20 protein-coding genes and 5 tRNA genes are annotated in these 24,770 nt (G+C 73.1%); 10 read left to right on the top strand and 15 right to left on the bottom strand.

Going from position 1 to position 24,770, the window contains the following annotated elements; all coding sequences use genetic code 11:
* Nucleotides 1–170: 170 nt before the first annotated feature.
* From CUT83_RS09560 to CUT83_RS09600, 10 genes are all read right to left on the bottom strand, one after another.
* The gene (locus CUT83_RS09560; protein ID WP_101255439.1) at nucleotides 171–608 is read right to left on the bottom strand and encodes an SHOCT domain-containing protein; all 438 of its coding nucleotides are present in this window, start codon (nucleotides 606–608) and stop codon (nucleotides 171–173) included.
* 229 nt (nucleotides 609–837) lie between these two features.
* Nucleotides 838–999, bottom strand: a complete 162-nt coding sequence (locus tag CUT83_RS30280; protein ID WP_165869361.1) for a hypothetical protein — start codon at nucleotides 997–999, stop codon at nucleotides 838–840.
* A gap of 37 nt (nucleotides 1,000–1,036) precedes the next feature.
* Nucleotides 1,037–1,393 carry a PRC-barrel domain-containing protein gene (locus tag CUT83_RS09565; protein WP_101255440.1) on the bottom strand — a complete coding sequence of 119 codons (357 nt, stop codon included), beginning with the start codon at nucleotides 1,391–1,393 and terminating at the stop codon, nucleotides 1,037–1,039.
* Nucleotides 1,394–1,716: 323 nt separating this feature from the next.
* Nucleotides 1,717–1,789: transfer RNA gene (locus CUT83_RS09570), tRNA-Lys, on the bottom strand.
* Nucleotides 1,790–1,868: 79 nt separating this feature from the next.
* Nucleotides 1,869–4,022 carry a LamG-like jellyroll fold domain-containing protein gene (locus CUT83_RS09575; RefSeq protein ID WP_240957608.1) on the bottom strand — a complete coding sequence of 718 codons (2,154 nt, stop codon included), beginning with the start codon at nucleotides 4,020–4,022 and terminating at the stop codon, nucleotides 1,869–1,871.
* 313 nt (nucleotides 4,023–4,335) lie between these two features.
* Nucleotides 4,336–6,300, bottom strand: coding sequence for a DEAD/DEAH box helicase (locus tag CUT83_RS09580; RefSeq protein WP_101255442.1), 1,965 nt, complete (start codon nucleotides 6,298–6,300; stop codon nucleotides 4,336–4,338).
* 251 nt (nucleotides 6,301–6,551) lie between these two features.
* On the bottom strand, nucleotides 6,552–7,313 hold the full coding sequence (locus tag CUT83_RS09585; protein WP_101255443.1) for a hypothetical protein: 762 nt from the start codon (nucleotides 7,311–7,313) through the stop codon (nucleotides 6,552–6,554).
* A gap of 58 nt (nucleotides 7,314–7,371) precedes the next feature.
* Nucleotides 7,372–7,746 carry a fluoride efflux transporter CrcB gene (gene crcB / locus CUT83_RS09590; protein ID WP_101255492.1) on the bottom strand — a complete coding sequence of 125 codons (375 nt, stop codon included), beginning with the start codon at nucleotides 7,744–7,746 and terminating at the stop codon, nucleotides 7,372–7,374.
* 8 nt (nucleotides 7,747–7,754) lie between these two features.
* Complete coding sequence (locus CUT83_RS09595; RefSeq protein ID WP_101255493.1) at nucleotides 7,755–8,255, bottom strand: FluC/FEX family fluoride channel; 501 nt, start codon at nucleotides 8,253–8,255, stop codon at nucleotides 7,755–7,757.
* 110 nt (nucleotides 8,256–8,365) lie between these two features.
* Nucleotides 8,366–8,728 (bottom strand): metallopeptidase family protein, encoded by a 363-nt coding sequence (locus tag CUT83_RS09600; protein WP_194074704.1) that lies wholly within the window; start codon nucleotides 8,726–8,728, stop codon nucleotides 8,366–8,368.
* Nucleotides 8,729–8,878: 150 nt separating this feature from the next.
* Here CUT83_RS09600 and CUT83_RS09605 point away from each other — a divergent pair, with 150 nt between their 5' ends.
* From CUT83_RS09605 to CUT83_RS09625, 5 genes are all read left to right on the top strand, one after another.
* On the top strand, nucleotides 8,879–10,528 hold the full coding sequence (locus tag CUT83_RS09605; RefSeq protein ID WP_101255444.1) for a metallophosphoesterase family protein: 1,650 nt from the start codon (nucleotides 8,879–8,881) through the stop codon (nucleotides 10,526–10,528).
* A gap of 102 nt (nucleotides 10,529–10,630) precedes the next feature.
* Nucleotides 10,631–10,703 (top strand) — tRNA-Glu (locus CUT83_RS09610).
* Nucleotides 10,704–10,741: 38 nt separating this feature from the next.
* Nucleotides 10,742–10,816: transfer RNA gene (locus CUT83_RS09615), tRNA-Asp, on the top strand.
* A gap of 4 nt (nucleotides 10,817–10,820) precedes the next feature.
* A tRNA-Phe gene (locus tag CUT83_RS09620) sits at nucleotides 10,821–10,894 on the top strand.
* Between the two features lie 151 nt (nucleotides 10,895–11,045).
* Nucleotides 11,046–11,585 carry a DUF2087 domain-containing protein gene (locus CUT83_RS09625; protein ID WP_101255445.1) on the top strand — a complete coding sequence of 180 codons (540 nt, stop codon included), beginning with the start codon at nucleotides 11,046–11,048 and terminating at the stop codon, nucleotides 11,583–11,585.
* Nucleotides 11,586–11,599: 14 nt separating this feature from the next.
* Here the strand turns inward: CUT83_RS09625 and CUT83_RS09630 are convergent, their stop codons facing one another.
* Nucleotides 11,600–12,790 (bottom strand): ABC transporter permease, encoded by a 1,191-nt coding sequence (locus tag CUT83_RS09630; RefSeq protein WP_240957621.1) that lies wholly within the window; start codon nucleotides 12,788–12,790, stop codon nucleotides 11,600–11,602.
* A gap of 106 nt (nucleotides 12,791–12,896) precedes the next feature.
* On the opposite strand from CUT83_RS09630, the gene hrpA reads away from it, so the two are divergent.
* The 3 genes from hrpA (at nucleotide 12,897) to CUT83_RS09645 (ending at nucleotide 17,602) form a co-directional block, all read left to right on the top strand.
* Nucleotides 12,897–16,961: an ATP-dependent RNA helicase HrpA gene (hrpA, locus tag CUT83_RS09635; RefSeq protein WP_101255446.1), complete on the top strand. Its 4,065-nt coding sequence runs from the start codon at nucleotides 12,897–12,899 to the stop codon at nucleotides 16,959–16,961.
* A gap of 152 nt (nucleotides 16,962–17,113) precedes the next feature.
* Nucleotides 17,114–17,188: transfer RNA gene (locus CUT83_RS09640), tRNA-Asp, on the top strand.
* A gap of 132 nt (nucleotides 17,189–17,320) precedes the next feature.
* Entirely contained in the window at nucleotides 17,321–17,602 is a 282-nt protein-coding gene (locus tag CUT83_RS09645) for a DUF6274 family protein (protein WP_101255447.1), read from the top strand.
* 637 nt (nucleotides 17,603–18,239) lie between these two features.
* Here CUT83_RS09645 and bldC read toward each other — a convergent pair.
* Both bldC and CUT83_RS09655 read right to left on the bottom strand, forming a co-directional pair.
* Entirely contained in the window at nucleotides 18,240–18,446 is a 207-nt protein-coding gene (bldC, locus tag CUT83_RS09650) for a developmental transcriptional regulator BldC (RefSeq protein ID WP_020869672.1), read from the bottom strand.
* A 573-nt stretch (nucleotides 18,447–19,019) separates the two neighbouring features.
* The gene (locus CUT83_RS09655) at nucleotides 19,020–19,880 is read right to left on the bottom strand and encodes a DUF8083 family protein (RefSeq protein ID WP_101255448.1); all 861 of its coding nucleotides are present in this window, start codon (nucleotides 19,878–19,880) and stop codon (nucleotides 19,020–19,022) included.
* A gap of 202 nt (nucleotides 19,881–20,082) precedes the next feature.
* Here CUT83_RS09655 and CUT83_RS09660 point away from each other — a divergent pair, with 202 nt between their 5' ends.
* Together CUT83_RS09660 and CUT83_RS09665 are read left to right on the top strand one after the other, a co-directional pair.
* On the top strand, nucleotides 20,083–21,255 hold the full coding sequence (locus CUT83_RS09660) for a Leu/Phe/Val dehydrogenase (protein WP_439144997.1): 1,173 nt from the start codon (nucleotides 20,083–20,085) through the stop codon (nucleotides 21,253–21,255).
* A 383-nt stretch (nucleotides 21,256–21,638) separates the two neighbouring features.
* Nucleotides 21,639–21,917: a DUF3073 domain-containing protein gene (locus CUT83_RS09665; protein WP_093663096.1), complete on the top strand. Its 279-nt coding sequence runs from the start codon at nucleotides 21,639–21,641 to the stop codon at nucleotides 21,915–21,917.
* Between the two features lie 102 nt (nucleotides 21,918–22,019).
* Here the strand turns inward: CUT83_RS09665 and purM are convergent, their stop codons facing one another.
* On the bottom strand, nucleotides 22,020–23,105 hold the full coding sequence (gene purM / locus CUT83_RS09670) for a phosphoribosylformylglycinamidine cyclo-ligase (protein WP_101255450.1): 1,086 nt from the start codon (nucleotides 23,103–23,105) through the stop codon (nucleotides 22,020–22,022).
* Between the two features lie 93 nt (nucleotides 23,106–23,198).
* Nucleotides 23,199–24,758, bottom strand: a complete 1,560-nt coding sequence (purF, locus tag CUT83_RS09675) for an amidophosphoribosyltransferase (protein ID WP_101255451.1) — start codon at nucleotides 24,756–24,758, stop codon at nucleotides 23,199–23,201.
* Between the last annotated feature and the right edge of the window lie 12 nt (nucleotides 24,759–24,770).

Here is a 24,770-nt window from a genome sequence, read left to right on the forward strand (position 1 = left end):
CCACCGGCCGCACCGGACGCTACCGCCACAGGGCCCGCCCCCGCTCCCGGGGCCGCCCGGCGGGCGGCCCCGGGAGGCGGCGGGGCGGCGGCGGGGCGGGGCGGGGCGGGGCGGGCGCACGACGGCGGCGCGGAACCCGTCCGCGCCGTGGAGCCGGGCCCCGCCCCCGCTCAGGCCAGGATCTTCTCCTTGGCCCGCTGGTACTCGTTCTCGGTGAGGTCCCCCTTCGCCTTGAGCTCGGAGAGCCTGGCCAACTGGTCGACGCCGGCGGCGCCCGCGGTGGCGCCGCCGGTGCCGGCGCCCGTACCCGCGGTCTCGCGGATGTAGGTGTCGAAGGCCTCCCTCTCCGTCCTGGCCCGCCTCGTCTCGCGCTCGCTCATGCCCTTGCCCCGGGCGACCAGGTAGACGAGGACGCCGAGGTAGGGGAGGGCGATCACGAAGACGAGCCAGCCGGCCTTGCCCCAGCCGTTCAGCTCGTGGTCGCGGAAGACGTCGGTGATGACCTTGAACAGCAGGATCAGCCACACGACCCACAGGAAGAACCACAGGAAGGTGAGGAACGCCCCCAGCACCGGATAGTCGTAGGCCATGTACAGGTACCCGTCCATTGCTCCACCTCGCGGTCGGACGGTCGCTCCGCCCGGGCGCCCCGGTCCTCGGGCGCCGGGGCGGCACGGCTGTCGTGTTCGTCTGTTCGCCGCCGGGGCGCGCCCCTCCTCACGTCGCCGCCCGGCTGTTCCCACGGGGTCGGACGAGCGTTTTCACGCACTTTCGGCCCTTTTTCAGTATTGCGCTCCCCATCGGGCCCGCAACACGGCACCCGCCCGGCCGGTGGCCTCAGCGGCCGGCGCGGCGGCGGGACCGCTGCAGGGAGATGACGAGGACCGCGAGCACCAGGACCCCGATCCCGATGAACAGCAGGTAGAGCAGCCCCTCCACCACCGCGCCGAGCACCCCCAGCACAGCCGCGACGAGAAGCAGGAACAGGAAGAACCACATGAGTGAACGCCTCCTTCGCACTGTTCGGACGCGCCGGTCAGCCGCGCGCCAGCCGCCGCTCACCTCCGGCGCCCGCGCGGTAGGGGAGGCCGTAGTGGCGGAAGACCGGTTCCTCCTCCTCGGCGGGGAGCACGTCATCGGTGCCGATGGACGGAGCGTCCTTCACCAGCGGTTTGTCGTACCGGACCATGAGGTAGCCCGGCCCCACGACCGCCCCGTCCAGGGGCACGAACACCAGTCGCTGACGGGTGGGCAGCCCGATCCGCACGGTGGCCATGGCGGGCTCGTCGGTCGCCGTGTCGGTGTAGACCGCCTCGAGCGGGCCGACCTTGTGTCCTCCGGCATCGACGACATCGTGGCCGCGCCACTCGCGGATGTCTGCTGGACGGATCATTCGCTCAGCTCCCTGGACGGCCCGGACGGACGGTCCGGACGGCGAGCCGCACGCGTGCTCGCACGCGCGCGGGGAGGCCGGCCCTCCGAGGCGCACGGCGCCATGGGCACGCCGACTCCGCACCCATGCTACGCCCAAGCCGCTTTTCGGGCACAGGGCGCAAATCCCCATCCCGCCGTACGACGCCGCTCTTCCTCGCACCGAAGCGCCCACACGCACAACGCCCCCGACACGCCCGCAGATTCGGCCGACACGGCCGCGCCGGAAACGACAGAACCCCCGCCGACGCAGGTCAGCGGGGGTCCTGGCCCCGAGGGGCCCGGTAGGCCGTGTGGGACTCGAACCCACAACCAATGGATTAAAAGTCCACTGCTCTGCCAATTGAGCTAACGGCCCGCCCACGAAGCATAGCCCGCCCACCGGCCGCGCTTCGAAGGCATTGCGCACGGTGTCACGGCCGGTGGGCCGGCGCGGTCTACAGGTCGGGCATCTCCATGGGCATGCTCAGCATCATGAGCTGGGACTCGGTGAGCGTGCCCGAGTAGGCGCGGACCTCGTCCACGTCACCGTGCAGGTACTCGCCCCAGCCGCCGGCCGTCAGCGCGCGGCCCACCTGGAGGCCGCCGGTGGCCGCCCAGGTGCGGGAGGCCGGGAGGTCGGCCTCGGCCGAGGCGTGCAGGCTGCCGTCCACGTAGAGCCGGACGGTGCCGCCGCTCGCGTCGTACACCACCGCCAGGTGCTGGCCCGAGGGATCGCCCGCGTAGGGCTCGGCCGTGACGGTGGTGGTCCCGGCGTCCGCGCGGTCCGCGTGGGAGACGGACAGCTCCCAGCGGTGGACGTCGGCGCGGTAGCGGACGACGAGGGCGTTGGTGTGCTCGCCGGGCAGGGACAGCACGGCCATGTCGCGGGACGGCTCCGGCTCGGCGACGCGCACCCGGGCGGCCAGGGTGAAACCGTCGTCCGTGGCGACGGGCGGCGCCGCGGTGGCCGCGTGGTCGCCGTCGCCGTCGAGCCGCAGGTGTCCGGTGCCGACCAGGGGCTGCTCGGCATCGCAGAAGATGTCGGTGTCGGTACTGCACTCCGGCACGAAGACCTCGGCGTCGCCCTCCAGGGTCAGCCCCTGGCCGCCGTCGTACTCGGGACTGGTGCCCTCCGGCGCCTCGTCGAGCTGCCAGTAGCCGGTGCGCTCGGCCCCGCGCTTCGCCAGTTCCGTCAGCTCGCCGGCGGCGGCGATCCGGTCCCATGCCCGGACGTCGGCGAGTTCACCGTGCCAGTTGCCGCCCGCCTCACCGTCCCGGTGGGCGCGGCCGATCTGCAGCGCCCCCGTGGCCTCGGCCTCGGCGGCCGGCTCGGCGGCGGCCACGGCGCGGCCGTTCACATACAGCCGGGCCGTGCCCGCCACCGGGTCGTACACGCCGGCGAGGTGGGCCCACTGCCCGGCCGCCGGGTGGCCGCCCCGGACCGTCAGGGGGCCTGATCCGGTCGGCAGTTCGAGGATCCACGCCGGGCCCGTGCCGTCCGCGCCGCCGTCCGCGTCGAGGCCGAGGGTGAAGGGGCCGCCCGAGGTGCCGTCCTGACCGACCGCCGTCATGTCGCGGTCCACGCTCTGGGGGCGCACCCAGAGCCCTGTGGAGAACACCCGGGTGGTGTCCACGGCGTTGGCGCCGGGCGCGAGGTGGGCGTCCCCGGTGCCGTCGAGGGCGGCCGCCGAGGCGATGGACGTGCCGGAGGGGCCTGCCGCGCCGAACTCCACTCCGCCGCCGGCCGCGGCCGGGTGCCGTCCGGACTCGTCCGCGGCCTCGCCGGAGCCGGCCGGGTCCGCCAGCTTCCAGTGGGACACGGGGGCGCGGCCGTCGCCGACGCGGAAGCCGTGCCGGGCGGGGGCGCTCATGTTGCCCGCCCGGTCCACGGCCTGAGCCTCGATCCAGTGGAACCCGCTCCCGGGGGGCACCCACCGGACCGTCACCGGCTCGCCGGAGTCCGGTACCGGAACGGTCCGGGGCGAGCCGCCGTCGAAGGAGTACCGGTAGGCCACCGTGTCGTCGTCGGCCGCCTCGAGGACGAAGGACCCGTAGTCGCCCACACCGTCGTGCCAGACGTCGTCGTCGGGGTAGTCGGTGGAGGAGACCGCCGGGGCGGCGGGGGCCTCGTTGTCGTGGACGAACTCGCAGCGGTGCTGCCCGCCGGAGGAGCTCCAGGGCCCCCACTCCGTGCCGTCGTGCGCCCGTACCCGCCAGGAGATCACCGTGTGGGCGGGGATGTCCGAAGGAGCGGACAGGGTGAACGGGGAACCGCTCCTCTTGTACGTGGTGGGGCCCAGCGTGCGCCGCTGCCGCTCGCCGTCGGAGTCCTTCCAGACGATCTCGAACTCCCCCGCGACCGGCGCGGCGTCGGGGTCGTGGAGTACGGCCCGGAGCTGGGGCCGCGTCCTGGTGTACGGGCGGTCCTCTCCGGCGGCGCACTCTGCGTTGCCGGTGGACAGTTCGGAGACGAGCGGCCGGGACGGCGGACTGTTCTCCGCCGCGGCGGCCACCGTCGGCAGGCCGGTCACGGCCAGGGAAGCGGTCGCCACCACGGCCGCGAACCGGGCCGGCCGGAACCGGTGGCCGGCTCTTCGGTGCTCTCGCACGTTCTGATCATCCTTCGAAGTCGTCGGGGACATCGGCCCTCCGCGCATCCCGCACACGACGGAGGCGGGCGGAGGCGGGCGGGAACAGGCGGGCACAGGCGGAAGCGGGGCAGGGGGAGAAGGACTCCGTGCGGCCGCGGTGTGAGCCACAGGGGCGAGCCGCCGTGCAAGCCGCGCCGTGCAAGCCTCCGGGAGGCTATCAACGGGCGGTGACAGCGGCACCGCGATATTCACCGCCCGTACGGCCCGGGAACGCCGAAGGGCCCGGCCCGGAGCATCGCTCCGGGCCGGGCCCTCAACTGGTCTGTCCGGCTCAGCCGTTGCGCTTCCAGCGCGGCTTGTCCGAGCGGCGGTCGAACGAGCGGCCGCCGCCGCGGTGGTCGCCGCCCTGGTGTCCGCCACCCTGGTAGCCGCCGCCGCGGTGGTCGTCACGGCGGCCGTACGGGCGGCGGTCGTCACGGTCGCGGTCGCGGTTGAAGGGACGGCGGTCGTCGCGGTCCCGGTTGAACGGGCGGTCGCCGCCACCGCGGTGGCCGAACTCACGCCGGTCGTTGTCGCGGCGGAAGCCGCCCCGGTCGTCACGGCGGTCGCGGTTGAACGGACGGCGTTCCCCGCGCTCACCACGGTCGCCGCGGTCGTCGCGCCGGTCGCGGTTGAACGGCCGCCGGTCGCCGCGGTCGTCGCGGTCGCCACGCCGGTCGTCACGGTCACGGTCGCGGCCGTACGGGCGGCGGTCGTCACGGTCGCGGCGGAAGTTGCCCCGGTCGTCGCGGCGGTCGTACGACCGCTCCTCGCGTGCCCGGCGCGCGTCGGCCTCGGCCTTCGCCTCCGCCGCGTCGGCCTCGGCGGTGAACTCGGCCACCGCCGCCTCGGTCGCCTCGGCGACCGCGGCCACGGCCGCCTCCGGGTCGTCGCCCCGCTCGCGGGCGGCGCGCGCCGACAGCTTGTCGGCCTCCTCGCGCAGCTCGGCGGCGCGGCGCTGGGCGCGCTCCAACTGCCGGGTGATCTCGGCCACCTCGCGCTCGGCCTGCTTGGCGGCGTTCAGCGCCGACTCGGCCTGCACCTCGGTCAGCGACCGGGCGCCGGTGATCTCCACCACGTCGTCGTCGAAGGCGTCGCCGCGGCCGATGACGTGGCGCGAGGCGTCCACGCCCGCGTCCTCCATCAGCCGGAAGATCTGCCGCCGCTGGTGCGGCAGCGCCAGCGAGACGACCGTGCCGGAGCGGCCCGCGCGGGCGGTGCGGCCGGAGCGGTGCAGATAGTCCTTGTGGTCGCCGGCCGGGTCCACGTTGAGCACCAGGTCGATGTCGTCGACGTGGATGCCGCGCGCGGCGACGTCGGTGGCGACCAGCACGTTGACGCGGCCGTCCTTGAAGTCGGCCAGCGTCCGGGTGCGCAGGCCCTGCGTCATGCCGCCGTGCAGCGCGTCCGCCCGCACGCCCGCCTCGCGGAGCTGCTCGGCCACGCGGTCGGCGCCGAGCTGGGTGCGGACGAAGACGATGGTGCGGCCCTTGCGCGCGGCGATGGCGGCGGTGACCGGCGCCTTGTCACGCGGCTTCACGATCAGCACGTGGTGGCTCATCGTCGTGACCGCGCCCTGGGCGGCGTCCACCTCGTGGTGGACGGGGTCGACGAGGTAGCGGCGCACCAGGGTGTCGATCTCGTTCTCCAGCGTGGCGGAGAACAGCATCCGCTGGCCGCCGGCCGGCACCAGGTCGAGCAGCTCGGTGACCTCGGGCAGGAAGCCCAGGTCGGCCATCTGGTCGGCCTCGTCCAGGATCGCGGTCTCCACGTCGTCCAGCGAGCAGGAGCCGCGGTTGATCAGGTCGCGCAGCCGGCCCGGGGTGGCGACGAGGATGTCGACGCCGCGCTCCAGGGCGGAGATCTGGTTGCCCATCGAGGTGCCGCCGCAGACGACCTTCAGCTTCAGGCCGAGGACGTCGCCGTACGGCTGGAGCGCGTCGCTGACCTGCATGGCCAGCTCACGGGTGGGGGTGAGGATGACGCCGCGGGGGCGCTTGCGCTCGGTGCGGCCGCCGGCCAGGCGGGCCAGCAGCGGCAGGCCGAAGCTGAGCGTCTTTCCGGAGCCGGTGCGGCCGCGGCCGAGGACGTCCTTGCCCTCCAGCGCGTCCGGGATGGTCGCGGCCTGGATCGGGAACGGGACGGTGACGCCGTTGTGGGCGAGCTTGCGGACGATCTCGCCGGGCAGACCGAGGTCGGCGAACGTGGTCGTCGGCTCGTCCTCGGGCAGGACGACGTCAGGGGTGGTCACAGACATGCGAAAACAAACCTCTCGGAAGTCACATGGCACGCGCCCGCAACTCCGTGTTTTCGCATAAGACCGCCTCGATGCGGTCAGCCACGGCTCAGGTGAGGAACGCGCCACACGGCGCGCTACTGATTCACGGCGCCGGGCAAATGGGAGCAAACGATCTGCCACCATACGACCTCCCCTCCCCGAGCGCAAATCTCTCGTCCGCGCTGCCGATGGGGCGGGAGGAACGGCGGTGGCGACCGCCTGCGGGAAGTCTACCCGTCCGCGGAGCCGGAACGTTCGCCCGAGTGGTGCGGGCCGCCGGTTCCGTGGACGTCGTACGGGGAGTGAACGACGGACGGCCCCCCGTTCATTCCGTACCGCGCCGCCAGTCCGGAGAGCCCCTCGGCGCCGGCCTGCGCCCCCTCGCCGGGGCCGTCCTGCGCACCGCCGCCCCCGCTGTCGTCGTCGCCGTCACCGTCGCTGCCCCCTCCGCCCCCGCCGCTCCCCTGCGACGGGGTGGGCTCGGCGGGCGGGGTCGTGGGGTCCGCGGGCGGTGGCGCGGTGGTGCGCGAGGGGGTGGGCGGGGCGGTCGTACGTCCTCCGTCCGTGCCCGGACTCCCCGACGGGGAAGGCTTCTTCGGCCGCGGAGCGCCCGCCGGAGGGGTGGCGGAGGACCGCGGGGGCGAGGAGGACGGCGAACCGGACGGCCGCTTCGAGGACCCGTCCTCGCCGCCCCGGTCCTTCCGCCCGCCCTGCCCTCCGTGATCCGCGCCCCGCTCCCCGCCTCCGCCGCGCGGGGCGACCCCGCTGCCCGTCCGCGGATCGCCGGCGTCCCTGGAGACCCGGTGCCCGGCCGGCTGCCGGCCGTCGCCCTCCCCCTCGCCTCCGGAGGAGCCGACCGTCATGCAGCCGCTGAGGGTGGCCAGCAGCAGGGCGCCGGCGGCCGTACGGACGCTCGCGCGGGCATCCGTACGGAGGGGCCGGCGGACGGGCTCGCGGACGGGTTCGCGGTGGGCGGGACTGGACGGGCGCACGGGCGGCACCTCCGGGAGGCGGGAGACTGTGAGGCGGGCTCCCCCTGCCCAACTCCCGTCAGCCCGCCAGGTAACGCGTCAGCTCCAGACCCGCCCACACCGCCCCCAGGGCGACCGGCGGCGTGACGGCCGAGTTCGCCAGCGCCGCCCGCCCGTGGCCGCGCTCGGCCAGCCGCAGCGTCTCGTAGGAGAAGGTGGAGTACGTCGTCAGCGCGCCGCACAGCCCCGTGCCGAGCAGCGCGGCGGCCCCCGGCCCCGCCGCGCCCGCCTCGACGGCACCGGTCACCAGGCCCAGCAGCAGGCTGCCGGCGGCGTTGACGGCGAGGGTGCCCCAGGGGAAGAACGACTCGTGCCGCGACTGCACCGCGCGGTCCACCGTGTACCGCAGGCACGCGCCCGCGGCGCCGCCGAGCGCCACCAGAAGCCAGCTCACCGCGCCGCTCACCGCGCCACCGCCGCCCGGGTCGCGGCCGCCCGGGTCGCGGCGGTGGCCGCCCACACGGCCCCGAGGGCGGCGGCCGGGGTGGCGCCCAGGTACAGCAGCGCGGTGCCCGCGGCATCCCCCTCCAGCAGCCGTACGACGTCCAGCGCGTACACGGAGAAGGTGGTGAAGCCGCCCAGCACGCCCGTGCCCAGGAAGGGCCGCGCCAGCGGGTGGCGCGTCCACGCCCCGCCGGGCCCCTTCCCGCCGGCCCCCTTCCCGCCGCGCTCCTCCAGCAGCGCCATCAGCACGCCGATCAGCGCGCACCCGGCGGCGTTGACCGCGAGGACGGCCCAGGGGAAGCCGCCGGACGCGGCCGGCCACGGCAGCGTGAGGGCGTACCGGGCGCAGGCGCCCAGCGCACCGCCCGCCGCGACGGCGGCGAGGACGGCCGCCGCGTGCGCCCCGGCGGTCTCGGCGCGGTGGGCGGGTACGTGCAGATCGACATCGGGGTCGATCACCCCGTCCTCCGGGCCCCCGTCCTCCCCGGAACCCTCCGCGGCCCCCTCCCTGCGCTCCCCGCGCTCCCCGTGTCCCCCGTGTCCCCCGTTCACCTCCCGGAAGCCTCCGCTCACGCGTATCCCAGGTCGTGCAGCCGCTCGTCGTCGATGCCGAAGTGGTGGGCGATCTCGTGCACCACGGTGATCTCCACCTCCTCGACGACCGTCCGCCGGTCGCCGCCCTCGCGCTCGCACATCCGCAGGGTGGGCCCGCGGTAGACGGTGATGCGGTCCGGCAGGACGCCCGCGTACCACTCGCCGCGCTCGGTCAGCGGCGTGCCCTCGTAGAGCCCGAGCAGTTCGGGATCCTCGGCGGGCGGCTCGTCCTCCACGAACACCGCCACGTTGTCCATGAGCCGCGTCAGCTCCGGCGGGATCCGGTCGAGCGCCTCGGCCACCAGTTCCTCGAACTCCTCGCGCGTCATCTCCAGCACGCGCCCATTGTCCGTCACGGCACGCGGACGGCGCACGGACCGGCGGCGGACCGGCGGCGGACCGGCGGCGGACCGGCGTACCGGACGGCCGCCGCACAGACGCCGCTCGCCCGCCGCATAGTCGCCACCCGGACGGGCATATGGCACGGCATGAGCCGAGAACCCCTCCGGCCTCGCCGGGCCCCCGCCCGCCGGGCCGCAGCCGTTCCCCGTGCTCTGCGTCGCCGTTTCCGGGCGCACCGGCCCGCGCCGGTGTACTCCCTGAGCCACACCCCCCACCCGTACGCCCGGGCGTTCGCGCTGGCCGCCGTCACGCTGCTCGGCGCCTGGCTGGGACTGCTCGTCGTGGGCAGCGTGAAGGCGGACGTGGGACCGGTGGACACCCGGATGTCGCTGCGGCCCTCGCTGACCGGGGGCACCGAGATCAGCGTGCCGCCGCTCGGCGCGCTCGAACTGGACAGCCACCTCGCCCCGCTCGCCCTGGACGTCGACATCGACCAGCTCGACCCCGAGCGCGCCCAGGCCCTGATAGACCGCCCGGAGCGGATCAGCGGTCTGGAGGCGCAGATCACCCGCGATGTGCGGTCCGGTTCACAGGACCTGGCGGTGAAGGCCTCCGTCGCGGTGGTCGCCGGTGCCACGGCGCTCGGCTTGGCCGTCTACCGGCGCCCGCGGCGCGCGCTCGCGGCGGGCGGCCTCGCGCTCGCGCTCCTGGCGGCCTCCGGCGCGAGCGCCTACGCGACGTGGAACCCGAAGTCGCTGCTGGAGCCGAAGTTCTCCGGACTGCTGGCCAGCGCGCCGAGCGTGGTGGGCAACGCGCGCAGCATCGTCACCGACTTCGACGTCTACCAGCAGGAGCTGGCGCGCCTGGTCACCAACGTCACCAAGCTCTACGACGCCACCTCCACGCTCCCCGCCTACCAGCCGGATCCCAGCACCATCCGCGTGCTGCACGTCTCCGACATCCACCTCAACCCGGCCGCGTGGCACATCGTCAGGTCTCTGGTCGAGCAGTACGACGTCGCCGTGATCATCGACTCGGGCGACACCATGGACCACGGCACCGCGACCGAGAACGGCTTCCTGGACCCGGTCGAGGACCTCGGCGCGCCGTACGTGTGGGTGCGCGGCAACCACGACTCGCTCACCACCCAGAAGTACATCGAGGAGCTGGACAACACCCACGTCCTGGACGACGGGAAGCCGGTGACCGTGGGCGGCCTGCGCATCGCCGGCATCGGCGACCCGCAGTTCACCCCGGACCGCTCGGTGGTCGCCAAGGGCGACGCGGCCGAGCGTGTCGCGGGCCGGAAACTGGCCGCCTCGCTGCGCAGGAGCGAGGCGGCGGACAAGCCGGTGCACATCGCCGCCGCGCACAACCCGATCGCGGCCCAGCAGACGGACGGCGACGTGCCCCTGGTACTGGCCGGCCACGTCCACCGCCGGGAGTCGCGGGTGATGGAGGAGGGCACCCGGCTGATGATCGAGGGCTCCACGGGCGGCGGCGGGCTGCGGGCCGTGGAGGGCGACGAGCCGCAGAAGGTGATGGCCTCGGTGCTCTACCTGGACCGGGACACCAAGCGGCTCCAGGCGTGGGACGAGATCACCCTGGGCGGCCTGGGTCTGACGACGGCCGAGGTCAGCCGTCATCTGCCGGAGGACGTGGAGCCGGGCAGCTCCCCGTCCCCGTCCCCCTCCGGCTCTCCGTCCGAATCGCCGTCCGGCTCCCCGTCCGAATCGCCGTCCGGCTCCCCGCCCCGATCCCCGTCCCCGTCGCCGTCCGGGCGGCCCGCCGACTAGCCCGCCCGGGCGCCGCCGGAAATCCGTTTTGGCGATCCGTCCCGCCATCCCATATGCTTCTCACGTCCCCGACGCGCTGAGAAGCGCCCAGGTGGGCCATCAGCCCTCATCGTCTAGTGGCCCAGGACGCCGCCCTTTCAAGGCGGTAGCACGGGTTCGAATCCCGTTGGGGGCACGCACAACCTGTGCGAGACTGGTGCTCGTACATAGCTTGGTCCTGTGGAGCAGTTTGGAGTGCTCGCCACCCTGTCAAGGTGGAGGCCGCGGGTTCAAATCCCGTCAGGACCGCTGCGGCTGGGTAGCTCAGTTGGTACGAGCGTCCGCCTGAAAAGCGGAAGGTCGCCGGTTCGACCCCGGCCCCAGCCACCGCAGGTGAGAGCCCCGCTCCGGGTCCCCGGAGCGGGGCTCTCACCGTTCCCGGGCCGATCCGTACGCCGACGGGGCCGGGTACCGGACCTGTCCGGGCCGCCGGAAAACCGGAGGCGGTGCGGGGCCGACCGGTGGCAGGGTGAGGGGCATGACGTCCGGAGATCTCGCGGGACTGTTCGCCGAGCCGCAGCGGCTGCGCGCCTTCGCCGCGCTGGTGCTGGGCGCCGGAAGCGTGCCGGAGGTGGCCGCGTCCGCCGGGTTGTCCGTGCGCGAGGCCGCGGTCGCCGTGCGGCGGCTGCGGGACGGCGGACTCGTCACCGGGGGAGACCTGGGAAACGGGGACGGCGGGCTGCGCGTCGAGGCCGGGCGGTTCCGGGAGCTCGCCCGCGCCCGGAGCGCGGAGAGCCGGGAGAGCGCAGAGGCGGGGGCCGCCGCGGATCCGCTCCACCGGTCCGTACGGGACGGGCGCATCGTCCATCTGCCGGCCAGGAAGGGCCGGCGGCTGCCGGTGCTGGAGCATGTGGTGGAGCGCTCCTTCGAGACCGGCCGCGTCTACGGCGAGCGCGAGGTGGACGACCGGCTGCGCACGTGGTGCGAGGGCGGGGCCACCGACCATGTGACGGTGCGGCGCTATCTGATCGACGAGTGCCTGCTCAGGCGCGAGGACGGCCGGTACTGGCGCTCCTGAGCGGGCCCGCCGGGTCAGGAGCCACCGGGTCGGGACCCGCCGTTCCGGCCGCCCGGGTGGCGGTGGCGCAGGACCCAGAAGACGGCGCAGGAGGCGACCGCCCAGGCGGCCAGCACCAGATAGGGCTGTACGTGCAGGTAGCCCGGGAAGTAGACGGCCGTGTGCTGGGCGTTGACGGAGGCGCCGGGCGGAAGCCAGCGGCCGACGGTGCCCAGTGGTGAGGGCAGCAGGGGCCAGGACACCGCTCCCCCGGAGGAGGGGTTGCCGATGAGGACCATCAGGCCCCAGGTGGGGAGCATGGCCCAGCGGCCGATCAGGGCCTGGAACATGGTGAAGACCATGCCCGAGGTGAACATGGTCAGGGCGAGGATCATCCAGGAGTGGACGAAGGGGAAGTCGACCGCGTCCAGCAGCCAGTCCACGGCCGCGGCGATGGCGAAGCCGCCCAGCAGCGAGTAGGCGGCCGTGAAGGCGATCCGCTCGGCGGGGTTCAGGTCCCTGGCGTGGACGCTCATCTGGATGGCCCCGATGAAGCCGGTGACCACCGCCGCGAGGGTGACGTAGAACAGGGCCAGGCCGCGCGGGTCGCCCGGGTCCAGCGGTTTGGCGTCCCGCACCGCCACCCGCAGTCCGGTCTCCTCGCCCACCGAGCGGGCGGCCTCGGTCAGCAGCTCGGCGACGGAGGCGCCCGAGGCGCTGGAGACCTCCAGCACCGGCCGCTCCCGGCCCGGGTCGCCGGGGATGCGCAGCACGGCGAAGACCCTCTGCGACTCCAGGGCCTCGTCGGCCGCCGCGGCGGTGGGGTACTCGCGCAGTTCCAGGGAGGAGCGCAGGTCCTCGCCGATCGCGGCGGCGAACGCCTCGGCGCGCTCCCGGTGGACGGAGGCGTCCCCGGTGGCGCCGACGACCGCGACGGGGATGCGGCGCGGGGTGGGATCGGCCATGGCGTAGGTGTACGAGCCGGCGAAGAGCCCGGCCGCGGCGGCGATGAGCAGCGACAGCACGGCGGCGGGCAGGAAGGGCGAGTCCTTGAAGCGCCGCCGCCGTCCGGCGGCACCCCCGCTCCGGCGGCCCTGTCCGGTTTTCTCCCCGGCGCGGGCATCATGAGAACCGTGCGCGGTGCGCGAGTCGTCGGGACCGCCGGTGCCTTCGGTGCCTTCGGGACCGTCAGGGCCGTCGGAGAGGGGGTGGCGCCGGTCGCTCATGCGCTCACCCTAGACAGTCATTCCGCCCATAACGCCGCACGCCGGTCGCAAGGAGCGGTGAATTGATTCGCCCGGCACTCGGTGCGGGTGCGATCCTGGAGCCCGTATGTCCACTGTGTCTGATCCCAGCCTCCCCGCCGTCCTGGAGCGACTGCCCGAGCTGATGCTGCGCGACCAGCAGCGGCTCGGCCGCCGCCTGGAGGGCACCCGCCGCATCCGCAAGCCGGAGGCGCGGCGTGCCGTGCTCGCGGAGATCGCCGCCGAGGTCGAGCAGGCCGAGCTGCGCGTGGCCGCCCGGCGGGACGCCGTCCCCGCGATCGACTACCCCGAGCAGCTCCCCGTCAGCCAGAAGAAGGACGAGATCCTTCAGGCGATACGGGACAACCAGGTCGTGATCGTCGCGGGCGAGACCGGCTCCGGCAAGACCACCCAGATCCCCAAGATCTGCCTGGAGCTCGGGCGCGGGGTGAAGGGGCTGATCGGGCACACCCAGCCGCGCCGGATCGCGGCCCGCACGGTGGCCGAGCGCGTCGCCGAGGAGCTGCGCACGCCACTGGGCGAGGCGGTGGGCTGGAAGGTCCGCTTCACCGACCAGGTGGGCGAGGACACCCTGGTCAAGCTGATGACGGACGGCATCCTGCTGGCCGAGATCCAGACCGACCGCGAGCTGCGCCGGTACGACACGATCATCATCGACGAGGCGCACGAGCGCAGCCTCAACATCGACTTCCTGCTGGGCTATCTCGCCCGGCTGCTGCCCCGCCGCCCGGATCTCAAGGTCGTCATCACCTCCGCGACGATCGACCCCGAGCGCTTCTCCCGCCACTTCGGCGACGCCCCGATCGTGGAGGTGTCCGGCCGTACGTACCCGGTGGAGGTCCGCTACCGGCCGCTGCTGGAGGAAGAGGGCGACAACCCCGACCGGGACCAGGTCACCGCGATCTGCGACGCGGTCGACGAGCTCCAGGCCGAGGGACCGGGCGACATCCTGGTCTTCCTCTCCGGCGAACGGGAGATCCGCGACACCGCCGACGCGCTGAACAAGCGGAACCTGCGCCACGCGGCGAAGCCGCATACCGGGCACGAGACGGAGGTGCTGCCGCTGTACGCGCGGCTGTCGCACGCCGAGCAGCACCGGGTGTTCCAGCGGCATACCGGCCGGCGGATCGTGCTGGCCACCAACGTCGCCGAGACCTCGCTGACCGTCCCCGGCATCAAGTACGTCATCGACACCGGCACCGCCCGCATCTCCCGCTACAGCCACCGCACCAAGGTCCAGCGGCTGCCGATCGAGCCGGTCTCGCAGGCCAGCGCCAACCAGCGCAAGGGCCGCTGCGGCCGCACCTCGGACGGCATCTGCGTCCGGCTGTACTCCGAGGAGGACTTCCTCTCCCGGCCGGAGTTCACCGACCCGGAGATCCTGCGCACCAACCTGGCCTCCGTCATCCTCCAGATGACCGCCGCGGGGCTGGGCGAGATCGAGCGCTTCCCCTTCATCGACCCGCCGGACCACCGCAGCATCAAGGCCGGTGTGCAGCTGCTGGAGGAACTGGGCGCGCTGGATCCGAAGCAGAAGGACCCGCGCAAGCGCCTGACGGAGACGGGCCGGAAGCTGGCGCAGTTCCCCGTCGACCCGCGGCTGGCGCGGATGGTGCTGGAGGCCGACCGCAACGGCTGCGTCCGCGAGGTCATGGTGATCGCCGCGGCGCTGTCCATCCAGGACCCGCGCGAGCGCCCCGCCGACAAGCAGCAGCAGGCCGACCAGCAGCACGCCCGGTTCCGCGACGAGAACAGCGACTTCCTCGCCCTGCTCAACCTGTGGCGTTATGTGCGCGAGCGGCAGAAGGAGCTGTCCTCCTCGGCCTTCCGCCGGATGTGCAGGTCCGAGTTCCTCAACTACCTGCGCATACGGGAGTGGCAGGACATCTACGTCCAGCTCCGCCAGGTCGCCAAGTCCATGGGCGTCCACATGAACGACCAGGAGGCGGACGCCGACCGCGTCCACCAGTCGCTGCTGGCGGGCCTGCTGTCGCACATCGGGCTCAAGGAGGTCAAGGAGAGCGGGAAGAGCTCCCCGGGCGAGGGCGGGCGGGAGAGCGCCAAGGGCAACGAGTACCTGGGCGCGCGCAGCGCGAAGTTCGCCGTCTTCCCCGGCTCCGCGCTGTTCAGGAAGCCGCCGCGCTGGATCATGTCGGCCGAGCTGGTGGAGACCTCGCGGCTGTGGGCGCGGGTGAACGCGAAGATCGACCCGGACTGGATCGAGCCGCTCGCCGGCCATCTGGTCAAGCGCACCTACAGCGAGCCGCACTGGGAGCAGAAGCAGGCGGCGGTGATGGCCTACGAGAAGGTGACGCTGTACGGCGTGCCCGTCGTGGCCCGGCGCAAGGTGAACTACGGGCGCATCGACCCGGAGACCTGCCGCGAGCTGTTCATCCGCAACGCCCTGGTGGAGGGCGACTGGCGCACCCACCACCAGTTCTTCCACGACAACCGCAGGCTGCTGGGCGAGGTGGAGGAGCTGGAGCACCGGGCCCGCCGCCGCGACATCCTCGTCGACGACGAGACGCTGTTCGACTTCTACGACCAGCGTGTGCCCGAACACGTCGTCTCCGGCGCGCACTTCGACTCCTGGTGGAAGCGCAGGCGCCAGGAGGAGCCGGACCTGCTCAGCTTCGAGAAGTCCATGCTCATCAACGAGCGGGCCGGGCAGGTCACCAAGGACGACTACCCCGACTCCTGGCACCAGGGCAGGCTGCGGTTCCGGGTGACGTACCAGTTCGAGCCGGGCGCGGACGCCGACGGCGTCACCGTCCACATCCCCCTCCAGGTGCTCAACCAGGTCTCCTCCGAGGGCTTCGACTGGCAGATCCCGGGGCTGCGCGCGGATCTGGTCACCGAGCTGATCCGTTCGCTGCCCAAGCCGGTCCGCCGCAACTACGTGCCCGCTCCCGACTTCGCCCGGCGCTTCCTGGAAACCGTCGCCGGGGAGGACGGCGGCGTCTCCCAGGAGACGCTGAACGAGCCGCTGACGGCCGTGCTGGCACGGGGGCTGACGCGGATGACGGGGGTGCGGGTGACCCCGGAGGACTTCGACCCGTCCAGGGTCCCCGACCATCTGAAGATCACCTTCCGGGTGGTGGACGAGCGGCGCCGCAAGGTCTCCGGCGATGCCGAGAGCAAGGACCTGGAGGAGCTGAGGGACGCCCTGCGCCCGCGCACCCGGGCCGCGCTGTCCAAGGCGTTCGACTCAGCCCGGGACAAGGGCGGCGACGGCGCGGGCGGCGGTCTGGAGCAGCGCACCGGGCTGACCTCCTGGAGCATCGGGGCCCTGCCGCGCACCTTCGAGACACGGCGGGCCGGCCAGCCGGTCAGGGCGTACCCGGCGCTGGTGGACGACGGTGCCTCGGTGTCGGTGAAGCTCTTCGACACCGAGGACGAGCAGCGCGAGGCGATGTGGCGCGGCACGCGCCGGCTCGTCCTGCTCAACCTCCCGTCCAATCCGGCCAAGTTCGCCCAGTCCAAGCTCACCAACCAGGACCGGCTCTCCCTCGCCGCCTCCCCGCACGGCAGCGTCCAGGCGCTGTTCGACGACTGCGTGACGGCCGCCGCCGACCGGCTGATCGCGGCGCACGGCGGCCCGGCCTGGGACGAGGAGGGCTTCCGCAAGCTCTTCGACGCCGTGCGCGCCGACATCACCGACGCGACGGTGGCGACGGTGCGGCAGGTGCGCGAGGTGCTCGCCGCCCGGCAGTCGTGCGAGCGGCGGATGAAGTCGCCGCCGCTGTCGGTCAGTCCGACGCTGGCGCCGAACCTCGCGGATGTGCGGCAGCAGCTCACGGAGCTGGTCGGCCCGGGTTTCGTGACCGCCCACGGCGCCCGGCGTCTGCCGGACCTGCTGCGCTATCTGACGGCCGTGGACCGCCGCCTGCAGCAACTGCCCACCGGTGTCGACCGGGACCGCGCCCGGATGGCGAAGGTGAAGGAGATGCGGGACGAGTACGAGTGGCTGCTGGAGCAGTTCCCGAAGGGGCGGCCGGTGCCGCGGGAGGCCCGGGAGATCCGCTGGATGATCGAGGAGCTGCGGGTCAGCTACTTCGCGCACGCCCTGGGCACGGCTTACCCGGTCTCGGACAAGCGCATCGTGAAGGCGGTGGACGCGGCGGCGCCGTAGCGGGACCGGTGGCGGGACCGGTGGCAGGAGCGGCTGCGGGCCGGGAGCGGGCAGGTAGCGGGCCGGGAACTGTGGGTGAGTTCGCTTTGTGTCCCTGAGCTGCTGTAGAGTCCTTCTCGCAGCTCGGGCAGCGCCCGGCGCTGCGGCTTCCAGGTCCTGTGGAGCAGTTTGGAGTGCTCGCCACCCTGTCAAGGTGGAGGCCGCGGGTTCAAATCCCGTCAGGACCGCATCGAGTGGCCCGGATCCCCCGTGGATCCGGGCCACTGGCCGTTTTGCGCGCCCTCGGGCACTCCGGGCGTACGGGCCGTCTTGACGGCTCCTCAGGCCGCGGGTACCCCTGCTACAGGGAGGTGGGCGCGATGCCGACGACTCCGGAGTATCCGCGGCACGAGACACGGGCCCTGCTGCGGGCCCATCTGTCCGCCGCGACGCGTTACGGCCACGCCACCCGGCACTGCCCGGTCTGCCACCGGCTGCAGCGGCTGGCGATGGAGCCCGCGGGCGAGCGCCCCGGGGGACCGCCCGCGATCGCCTCCTCCGTTCCGCGCCCGAAACCGCCCGTGCGGCCCGTGCGGCCCGCGCGGCCCGGAGAGGGCCCCGAACCGCCCGTGGAGGGCCGGCCGGGCCCAGGCGGCCCCTGAGGCGGTTCTGACGGCCTCTCCGCCCGTACGCGCCGCGGCACCGCCTCCGCGGCCGGGCGACGGCCCGGCGGGGCACGAGTGGCCGGCCGGCGGCACACCGGCACCCGGCCGGAGGTCCGATTGCGGGGCGTCGTACGCTTATTTCCCATTACCGTACGGTAGTTAGGGCGTGCAAGACCCGTGCGATGTGACGGGAGTCACCGAATCGGTTGATCAGAGGGGGGAATTTAACCCCTTCCTACATCGGGTAAATTTAATATGTGCCATTGCACTGCACCCGAGCGCTCCTCCCGGCACCTCCGCGCGCCCCCCACAAGGGGCCTCCCCACGCCCCTCGGAGGGCCCTTCGGGCACCCCGCGGCACACCCCGGCCTTGGCCGGCGCGGCGAACCGGGCGCGGGGCAGGCCCCGTTGACGCACGGCAAGGCCCCCCGGCCGGAACGGGATTCCGGCCGGGGGGCCTTGCCGGCACGACGCGACGCGCGAGCGCGAAGGAGTACACAAAATCGCGCTGGACCCGGCGGAGCCCAGCGCGATCGACGTTCAGGCCGTGTGGGGGACACCGGCCCGAAAGGTGGTGCCGAGTCGGGCGGCGAAGCGGGATGGGGGCCCCGTCACGCCCGATTCACGGGGTTGTTCAGCCCTCGCTGCGCTGCTGCGGAATGCCCGCGAGCAGGGCGCGCACCTCCGCCTCGCGGTAGCGGCGGTGCCCTCCGAGCGTGCGGATGGACGTGAGCTTGCCTGCCTTGGCCCAGCGCGTGACCGTCTTCGGGTCCACACGGAACATGGTGGCAACCTCAGCCGGGGTCAGCAGCGGCTCGGCATCAGGGGTGCGAGCGGTCATGAGCGGCCTCCTCGGGAGAACCGAACCATCACGGTTCTTTCCTCTAAATTCTGCACCTTGACCCGCGTTGCCCGAAATGGCGGACGCGGGCCGAGTCGGTTATAGGACGAACGGCTTGTCCTCGGCACTACAACTACACCATCTGTCCAGCCACGTCGGCCAAACCGACGGAATTGCCCTCTCAGGTGTCCAACCTCGACGGAAGCCGATGGACCGTGTCATAACGGACGGTCACACCATCGTGACGATCGGTTACAACGTGAGCGGACCTCCCCAGCCCCCTGGAAAGGATCGCAATACCGATGGATCCGACCTTAGTTGGACGGATGAAGCCCCCTCCGGACTCCTTGTCCTATTTTGGCACGAGAGGTGTCCTTCAGGGCAAGGCCCCGGTAAGTGCGGTCGGTCACCTTGGTGAGCCCTTGACCCGAAGGCCGGGAACGGATCGGAAGGACCCGGTTCACGGTGCCCGGGACGCCCGCGGTGCCCGGCGGCCCGGCCCCGCCCGCGCGGAACACCCCGGCCGAAGCACCCGGCCGAAGCACCCCGATCGGAACCCCCGGCCGGAACGTCTCAGCTGGCCATCCCGCGATGCCGCACCGCCCGCCAGCGCTCGGTCAAACGCTCGTAGACGGCGCTCGCCCGCTCGCCGTCGCCCTCCCGCAGCGCCGCCAGTCCCTCCGCGGTGTCGGCCGCGGAGTGGTCCGAGGCGAGCTGCTCCTCCGGGATGGTATACACCAGTCCGCCGTAGTCCAGCTCCACCATCGAACGCGGATGGAACTCCTCCAGCCAGCGCCCCACGTCCACCAGCCCGTCGATCAGCGGGCTGTCCTCCAGCTCCTCGCGCAGCACCTTCAGCGCACGCGCCACCCGCCGCCGCGCCTGCACCATCGGGGTGCGGTAGCGCAGGAGGACACCCTCCCCCGCGCCGCCGGTGCCGGCGTCCGCCCCCTTGCCGTACTCGCGCTCCTCGTCCGCGAAGAGCACGAACCAGCGCACCGGGACGTGCCAGGTAGCCGAGCGGATCCACGGCCGGGCGTCCGGGTTCCGCTCCCGCCAGCGGTCGTAGTCCGCCGCGGCCTCGCGCCGCACCACCGGCGGCACCGCCGCGTCCAGCACCGGCGCCGGCAGCTCGTCGCCGAGCCCGGCCAGCGCCTGCCAGCCCCGCAGCCTGGTCCGCCAGGGGCAGACGCACAGCACCCCGTCCACCTCGGCCACGAAGGCGTCCGCGCTCTCGCGCACCGGCACCACCACGGGCGGCACCGGCAGCAGATCCGCCAGCGACCGGCGCAGCTCGTCCTGCGCCCCGGGCGGGCTCCCGCGGCGGGCGTAGCGGGCCCAGTGGGAGCGCTCCGGCTCGGGAAAGGCGGCCAGCGGCTCGTAGACCCGCAGGTAGGAGGCGTACGGGACGGCCACCGGAGTAGTGAGGGCCAAGGGTTTCTTCCTCCCGGAGCAGCGGGCCGAGGGGCGGACAACGGCAGTTCAATACCCTGATCGTGGCACCGCAACTGCACACCCGTACTCCCGGGGGCCGTCAGGCCGTACCCTCATGCCAACCGGCCCGCTCCGCATCCCACCGCCACAAGCGGGAGAATGCTGGAAGGGCACCCTTCCGCGACATACAGGAGTCACCACCGTGACTGACGTACGTCCCGCCGTCAGCGTCGACGGACACCGAGACGGCTCAGAGAGCACCGTGAGCGCGCAGCGCACCACAGGTTCGGTCCTGCACACCCTGTTCCACTCCGAGCAGGGCGGCCACGAGCAGGTCGTCCTCTGCCAGGACCGGGCCACCGGCCTGAAGGCGGTCATCGCCATCCACTCCACGGCCCTGGGCCCGGCTCTGGGCGGCACCCGCTTCCATGCCTACGCCTCCGAGGAGAACCCGGAGGAGGCCGCCGTGAAGGACGCCCTCAACCTCGCCCGCGGCATGTCGTACAAGAACGCGCTCGCCGGGCTGGACCACGGCGGCGGCAAGGCCGTGATCATCGGCGACCCCGAGCAGCACAAGACCGAGGCCCTGCTGGAGGCCTACGGCCGCTTCGTCGACTCCCTCGGCGGCCGCTACGTCACCGCCTGCGACGTCGGCACCTACGTCCAGGACATGGACGTGGTCTCGCGCGCCTCCCGCTGGGTGACCGGCCGCTCCCCCGAGAACGGCGGCGCCGGCGACTCCTCGGTGCTCACCGCCTTCGGCGTCTACCAGGGCATGCGTGCCAGCGCGAAGCACCTGTGGGGCGACACCTCGCTGCGCGGCCGCAGGGTCGGCGTCGCGGGCGTCGGCAAGGTCGGCCGCCACCTGGTGGGCCACCTGCTCGAGGAGGGCGCCGAGGTCCTGGTCACGGACGTGCGCACCGAGGCGGTCGAGCAGATCACGGCCGCGCACCCGGAGGTGGTGGCGGTCGCCGACACCGACACGCTGATCCGCACCGAGGGCCTGGACGTGTACGCGCCCTGCGCGCTCGGCGGCGCCCTCAGCGACGAGACCGTCGGCGTGCTGACCGCGAAGGTGGTCTGCGGCGCGGCCAACAACCAGCTCGCCCACCCGGGCGTCGAGAAGGACCTCGCCGACCGGGGCGTCCTCTACGCGCCCGACTACGTGGTGAACTCCGGCGGCGTGATCCAGGTCGCGGACGAGCTCCACGGCTTCGACTTCGCACGCGCGAAGGCGAAGGCCGAGAAGATCCACGACACCACGCTGGCGATCTTCGAGCGCGCCGCGGCCGACGGCGTGCCGCCGGCGGTGGCGGCCGACCGCATCGCCGAGCAGCGGATGGCCGAGGCCCGCAGGTCCGGCGCCGCGAGCTGACCCGGCGGCTTCATCACCGGAACCGCCGGCCCGGCGGTTCCGGCTCGCTGGGTCAGGTGTGCGGGGCCGGCCCCGCACACCTGACCCAGCGTCCACCAGGACGTCACCCCCGGTGACGAACGGCGGGGGAGACATCCCTCACCACCCCTGGGCGGGTGACCGGACGGACAGAAGGTAAAATCGTCACTGACCAGCGGAGAAATGGTCACCAGGCAGGGCGGGCACCGGCCGTGTCGTGCGGGCGGCGTACCGTACGGCCACGGAAGCAGGTACCGTTGAAGCTCCACGGACGGTCTCTCGATCGAATCGAGGGTCCGCTCCGCATCGTGAACGCGTGTCAAGACTCTGGGGCCGTTGAGCCCCGTCGTTGAGGGGGTCGAGCCATGGGGCGCGGCCGGGCCAAGGCCAAGCAGACGAAGGTCGCCCGCCAGCTGAAGTACAACAGCGGTGGGACTGATCTTGCACGCCTGGCCGAGGAGCTGGGCGCATCGACATCGAGTCAGCCGCCGAACGGCGAGCGGTTCGAGGACGATGAGCTGGACGACCCGTACGCACGGTACGCGGATCTGTACAACGACGATGACGAGGACGCGGAGGGCGACGACCATTCGGTCGACTCCCGCGGGTCCTCCTCACCGTCGAACCACCGACGCCGCGCCTGAGGACGTCGTCGTCCACTGAACAAAGCGATCTCATACCGATAGCGGTCATCACCCGGTCCGGCCACCGCCGGACCGGGTTTTGATCCTGTCCGCTCCCGCCGCTCAGGCCGCGTAGTCCCCGGTGAGTGTCACGGCCTCGCCGCGGTCTCCGCGCTCGGTGACCTCGCCGGCGACCCAGGCGTCCACACCGCGCTCGCCCAGCAGGGACAGCGTCGCGCCGACCGACTCCGGCGGGACCACGGCGACCATGCCGACGCCCATGTTGAGGGTCTTCTCCAGCTCCGCGCGCTCGACCCCGCCCAGCTCGCCCACCGCCCGGAAGACCGGCGCCGGGCTCCAGGTGGAACGGTCCACGGTGGCGTGCAGCCCGTCGGGCACGACACGCGCGAGGTTGCCGGCCAGCCCGCCGCCGGTGATGTGCGAGAAGGCGTGCACCTCGGTGGCCCTCGTCAGCGCCAGGCAGTCCAGCGAGTAGATCTTGGTGGGCTCCAGCAGCTCCTCGCCCAGCGTGCGGCCGAAGTCCTCGACACGGCGGTCCAGCGACCAGCCGGCGCGGTCGAAGAACACGTGCCGCACCAGCGAGTACCCGTTGGAGTGAAGACCGGAGGCGCCCATCGCGACGACCGCGTCGCCCGGGCGGACGCGGTCCGCGCCCAGGATCTCGTCGGCCTCCACGACGCCCGTGCCCGCGCCCGCCACGTCGTACTCGTCCGGGCCCATCAGACCGGGGTGCTCGGCCGTCTCGCCGCCGACCAGGGCGCAGCCCGCCAGGACGCAGCCCTCGGCGATGCCCTTGACGATGGAGGCGACCCGCTCGGGGACGACCCTGCCCACGCTGATGTAGTCGGTCATGAACAGCGGCTCGGCGCCGCAGACCACCAGGTCGTCCACGACCATCGCCACCAGGTCGTGGCCGATGGTGTCGTGCACGCCCATCTTCTGCGCGACGGCGACCTTGGTGCCCACGCCGTCGGTGGCCGAGGCCAGCAGCGGGCGCCGGTAGCCCTTCAGCGCGGACGCGTCGAACAGGCCCGCGAAACCGCCGAGCGCACCGATGCTCTCGGGCCGGCGGGCCTTGCCCACCCACTCCTTCATCAGCGTGACGGCGCGGTCGCCCGCCTCGATGTCCACTCCGGCGGCGGCGTAGCTGGCGCCCTGGCCGGCCGGGGTCGGGTTGGTGGAGGTCATGGTCTTCCTCTGGGACGGACGGTGGCCCGGTGGCTCACCGGGACGGTCGGCGGCTGCCGGCTCACCGGGACGGCCGCCGGCGAGCCGGCGGGGTCAGGGCCTGCGCAGCGCGTCGGCCGCGCCGGGGCCCGCGAGCATGCTCCGCACCCCGTCGGGATCGGCGCCGACGGCCTCGGCGGTCTCGGACTCCAGCAGGTGCTTGCCCAGCAGCCCGGGGTCCGGCAGCTCCATCGGGTACTCGCCGTCGAAGCAGGCCCGGCACAGGTCGGGCTTGGCGATGGTGGTCGCCCCGACCATGCCCTCCAGCGAGATGTACGCCAGGGAGTCCGCCCCCAGCGAGGTGCCGATCTCCTCGACCGACAGGCCGTTGGCGATCAGCTCGGCGCGGGTGGCGAAGTCGATGCCGAAGAAGCACGGCCACTTGATGGGCGGCGAGCTGATCCGCACGTGCACCTCGGCCGCGCCCGCCTCGCGCAGCATCCGCACCAGGGCGCGCTGGGTGTTGCCGCGGACGATCGAGTCGTCGACGACCACCAGGCGCTTGCCGCGGATGACCTCCTTGAGGGGGTTGAGCTTGAGGCGGATGCCGAGCTGGCGGATGGTCTGCGAGGGCTGGATGAACGTCCGGCCCACGTAGGAGTTCTTGACCAGGCCGCTGCCGTACGGGATGCCGCTGGCCTCGGCGTAGCCGACCGCGGCCGGGGTGCCGGACTCCGGGGTCGCTATGACCAGGTCGGCCTCGGCCGGGGCCTCGGCGGCCAGCCGGCGGCCCATCTCCACCCGGGAGAGGTAGACGTTGCGGCCCGCGATGTCGGTGTCGGGGCGCGCGAGGTAGACGTACTCGAAGACACAGCCCTTCGGCTTCGCATCCGCGAAGCGCTGGGCGCGCAGCCCGTCCTCGTCGATGGCGACCATCTCGCCGGGCTCGATCTCCCGGATGAAGGACGCGCCGACGATGTCCAGGGCCGCGGTCTCGGAGGCCACCACCCAGCCGCGCTCCAGCCGGCCGAGCACCAGCGGGCGTATGCCCTGCGGGTCGCGGGCGGCGTAGAGGGTGTGCTCGTCCATGAAGACCAGGCTGAACGCGCCCTTGACCTTCGGCAGGACAGCGGGGGCGGCCTGCTCCACGGTGAGCGGCTTGCCGTCCTCGTCCACCTGGCCCGCCAGCAGGGCGGTGATCAGGTCGGTGTCGTTGGTGGCGGCGACCTGGGTGGCCCGGCCGCCCGTGCTGGGCAGCGCGGCGACCATCTCGGCCAGCTCGGCGGTGTTGACCAGGTTGCCGTTGTGGCCCAGCGCGATCGAGCCCTGGGCGGTGGCCCGGAAGGTGGGCTGGGCGTTCTCCCACACCGAGGCGCCGGTGGTCGAGTAGCGCGCGTGACCGACCGCGATGTGGCCCCTGAGGGAGCCGAGGGAGGTTTCGTCGAAGACCTGGGAGACCAGGCCCATGTCCTTGAAGACGAGGATCTGGGAGCCGTTGCTCACCGCGATGCCCGCGGACTCCTGTCCCCGGTGCTGCAGCGCGTACAGCCCGAAATAGGTGAGCTTGGAGACCTCTTCCCCCGGGGCCCAGACTCCGAAGACGCCGCAGGCGTCCTGGGGGCCCTTCTCTCCGGGGAGCAGGTCGTGGTTGAGTCGTCCGTCACCACGTGGCACGCCACCGAGTCT

Source organism: Streptomyces barkulensis (assembly GCF_002843305.1).
GTDB classification, from domain to species: Bacteria; Actinomycetota; Actinomycetes; order Streptomycetales; family Streptomycetaceae; genus Streptomyces; species Streptomyces barkulensis.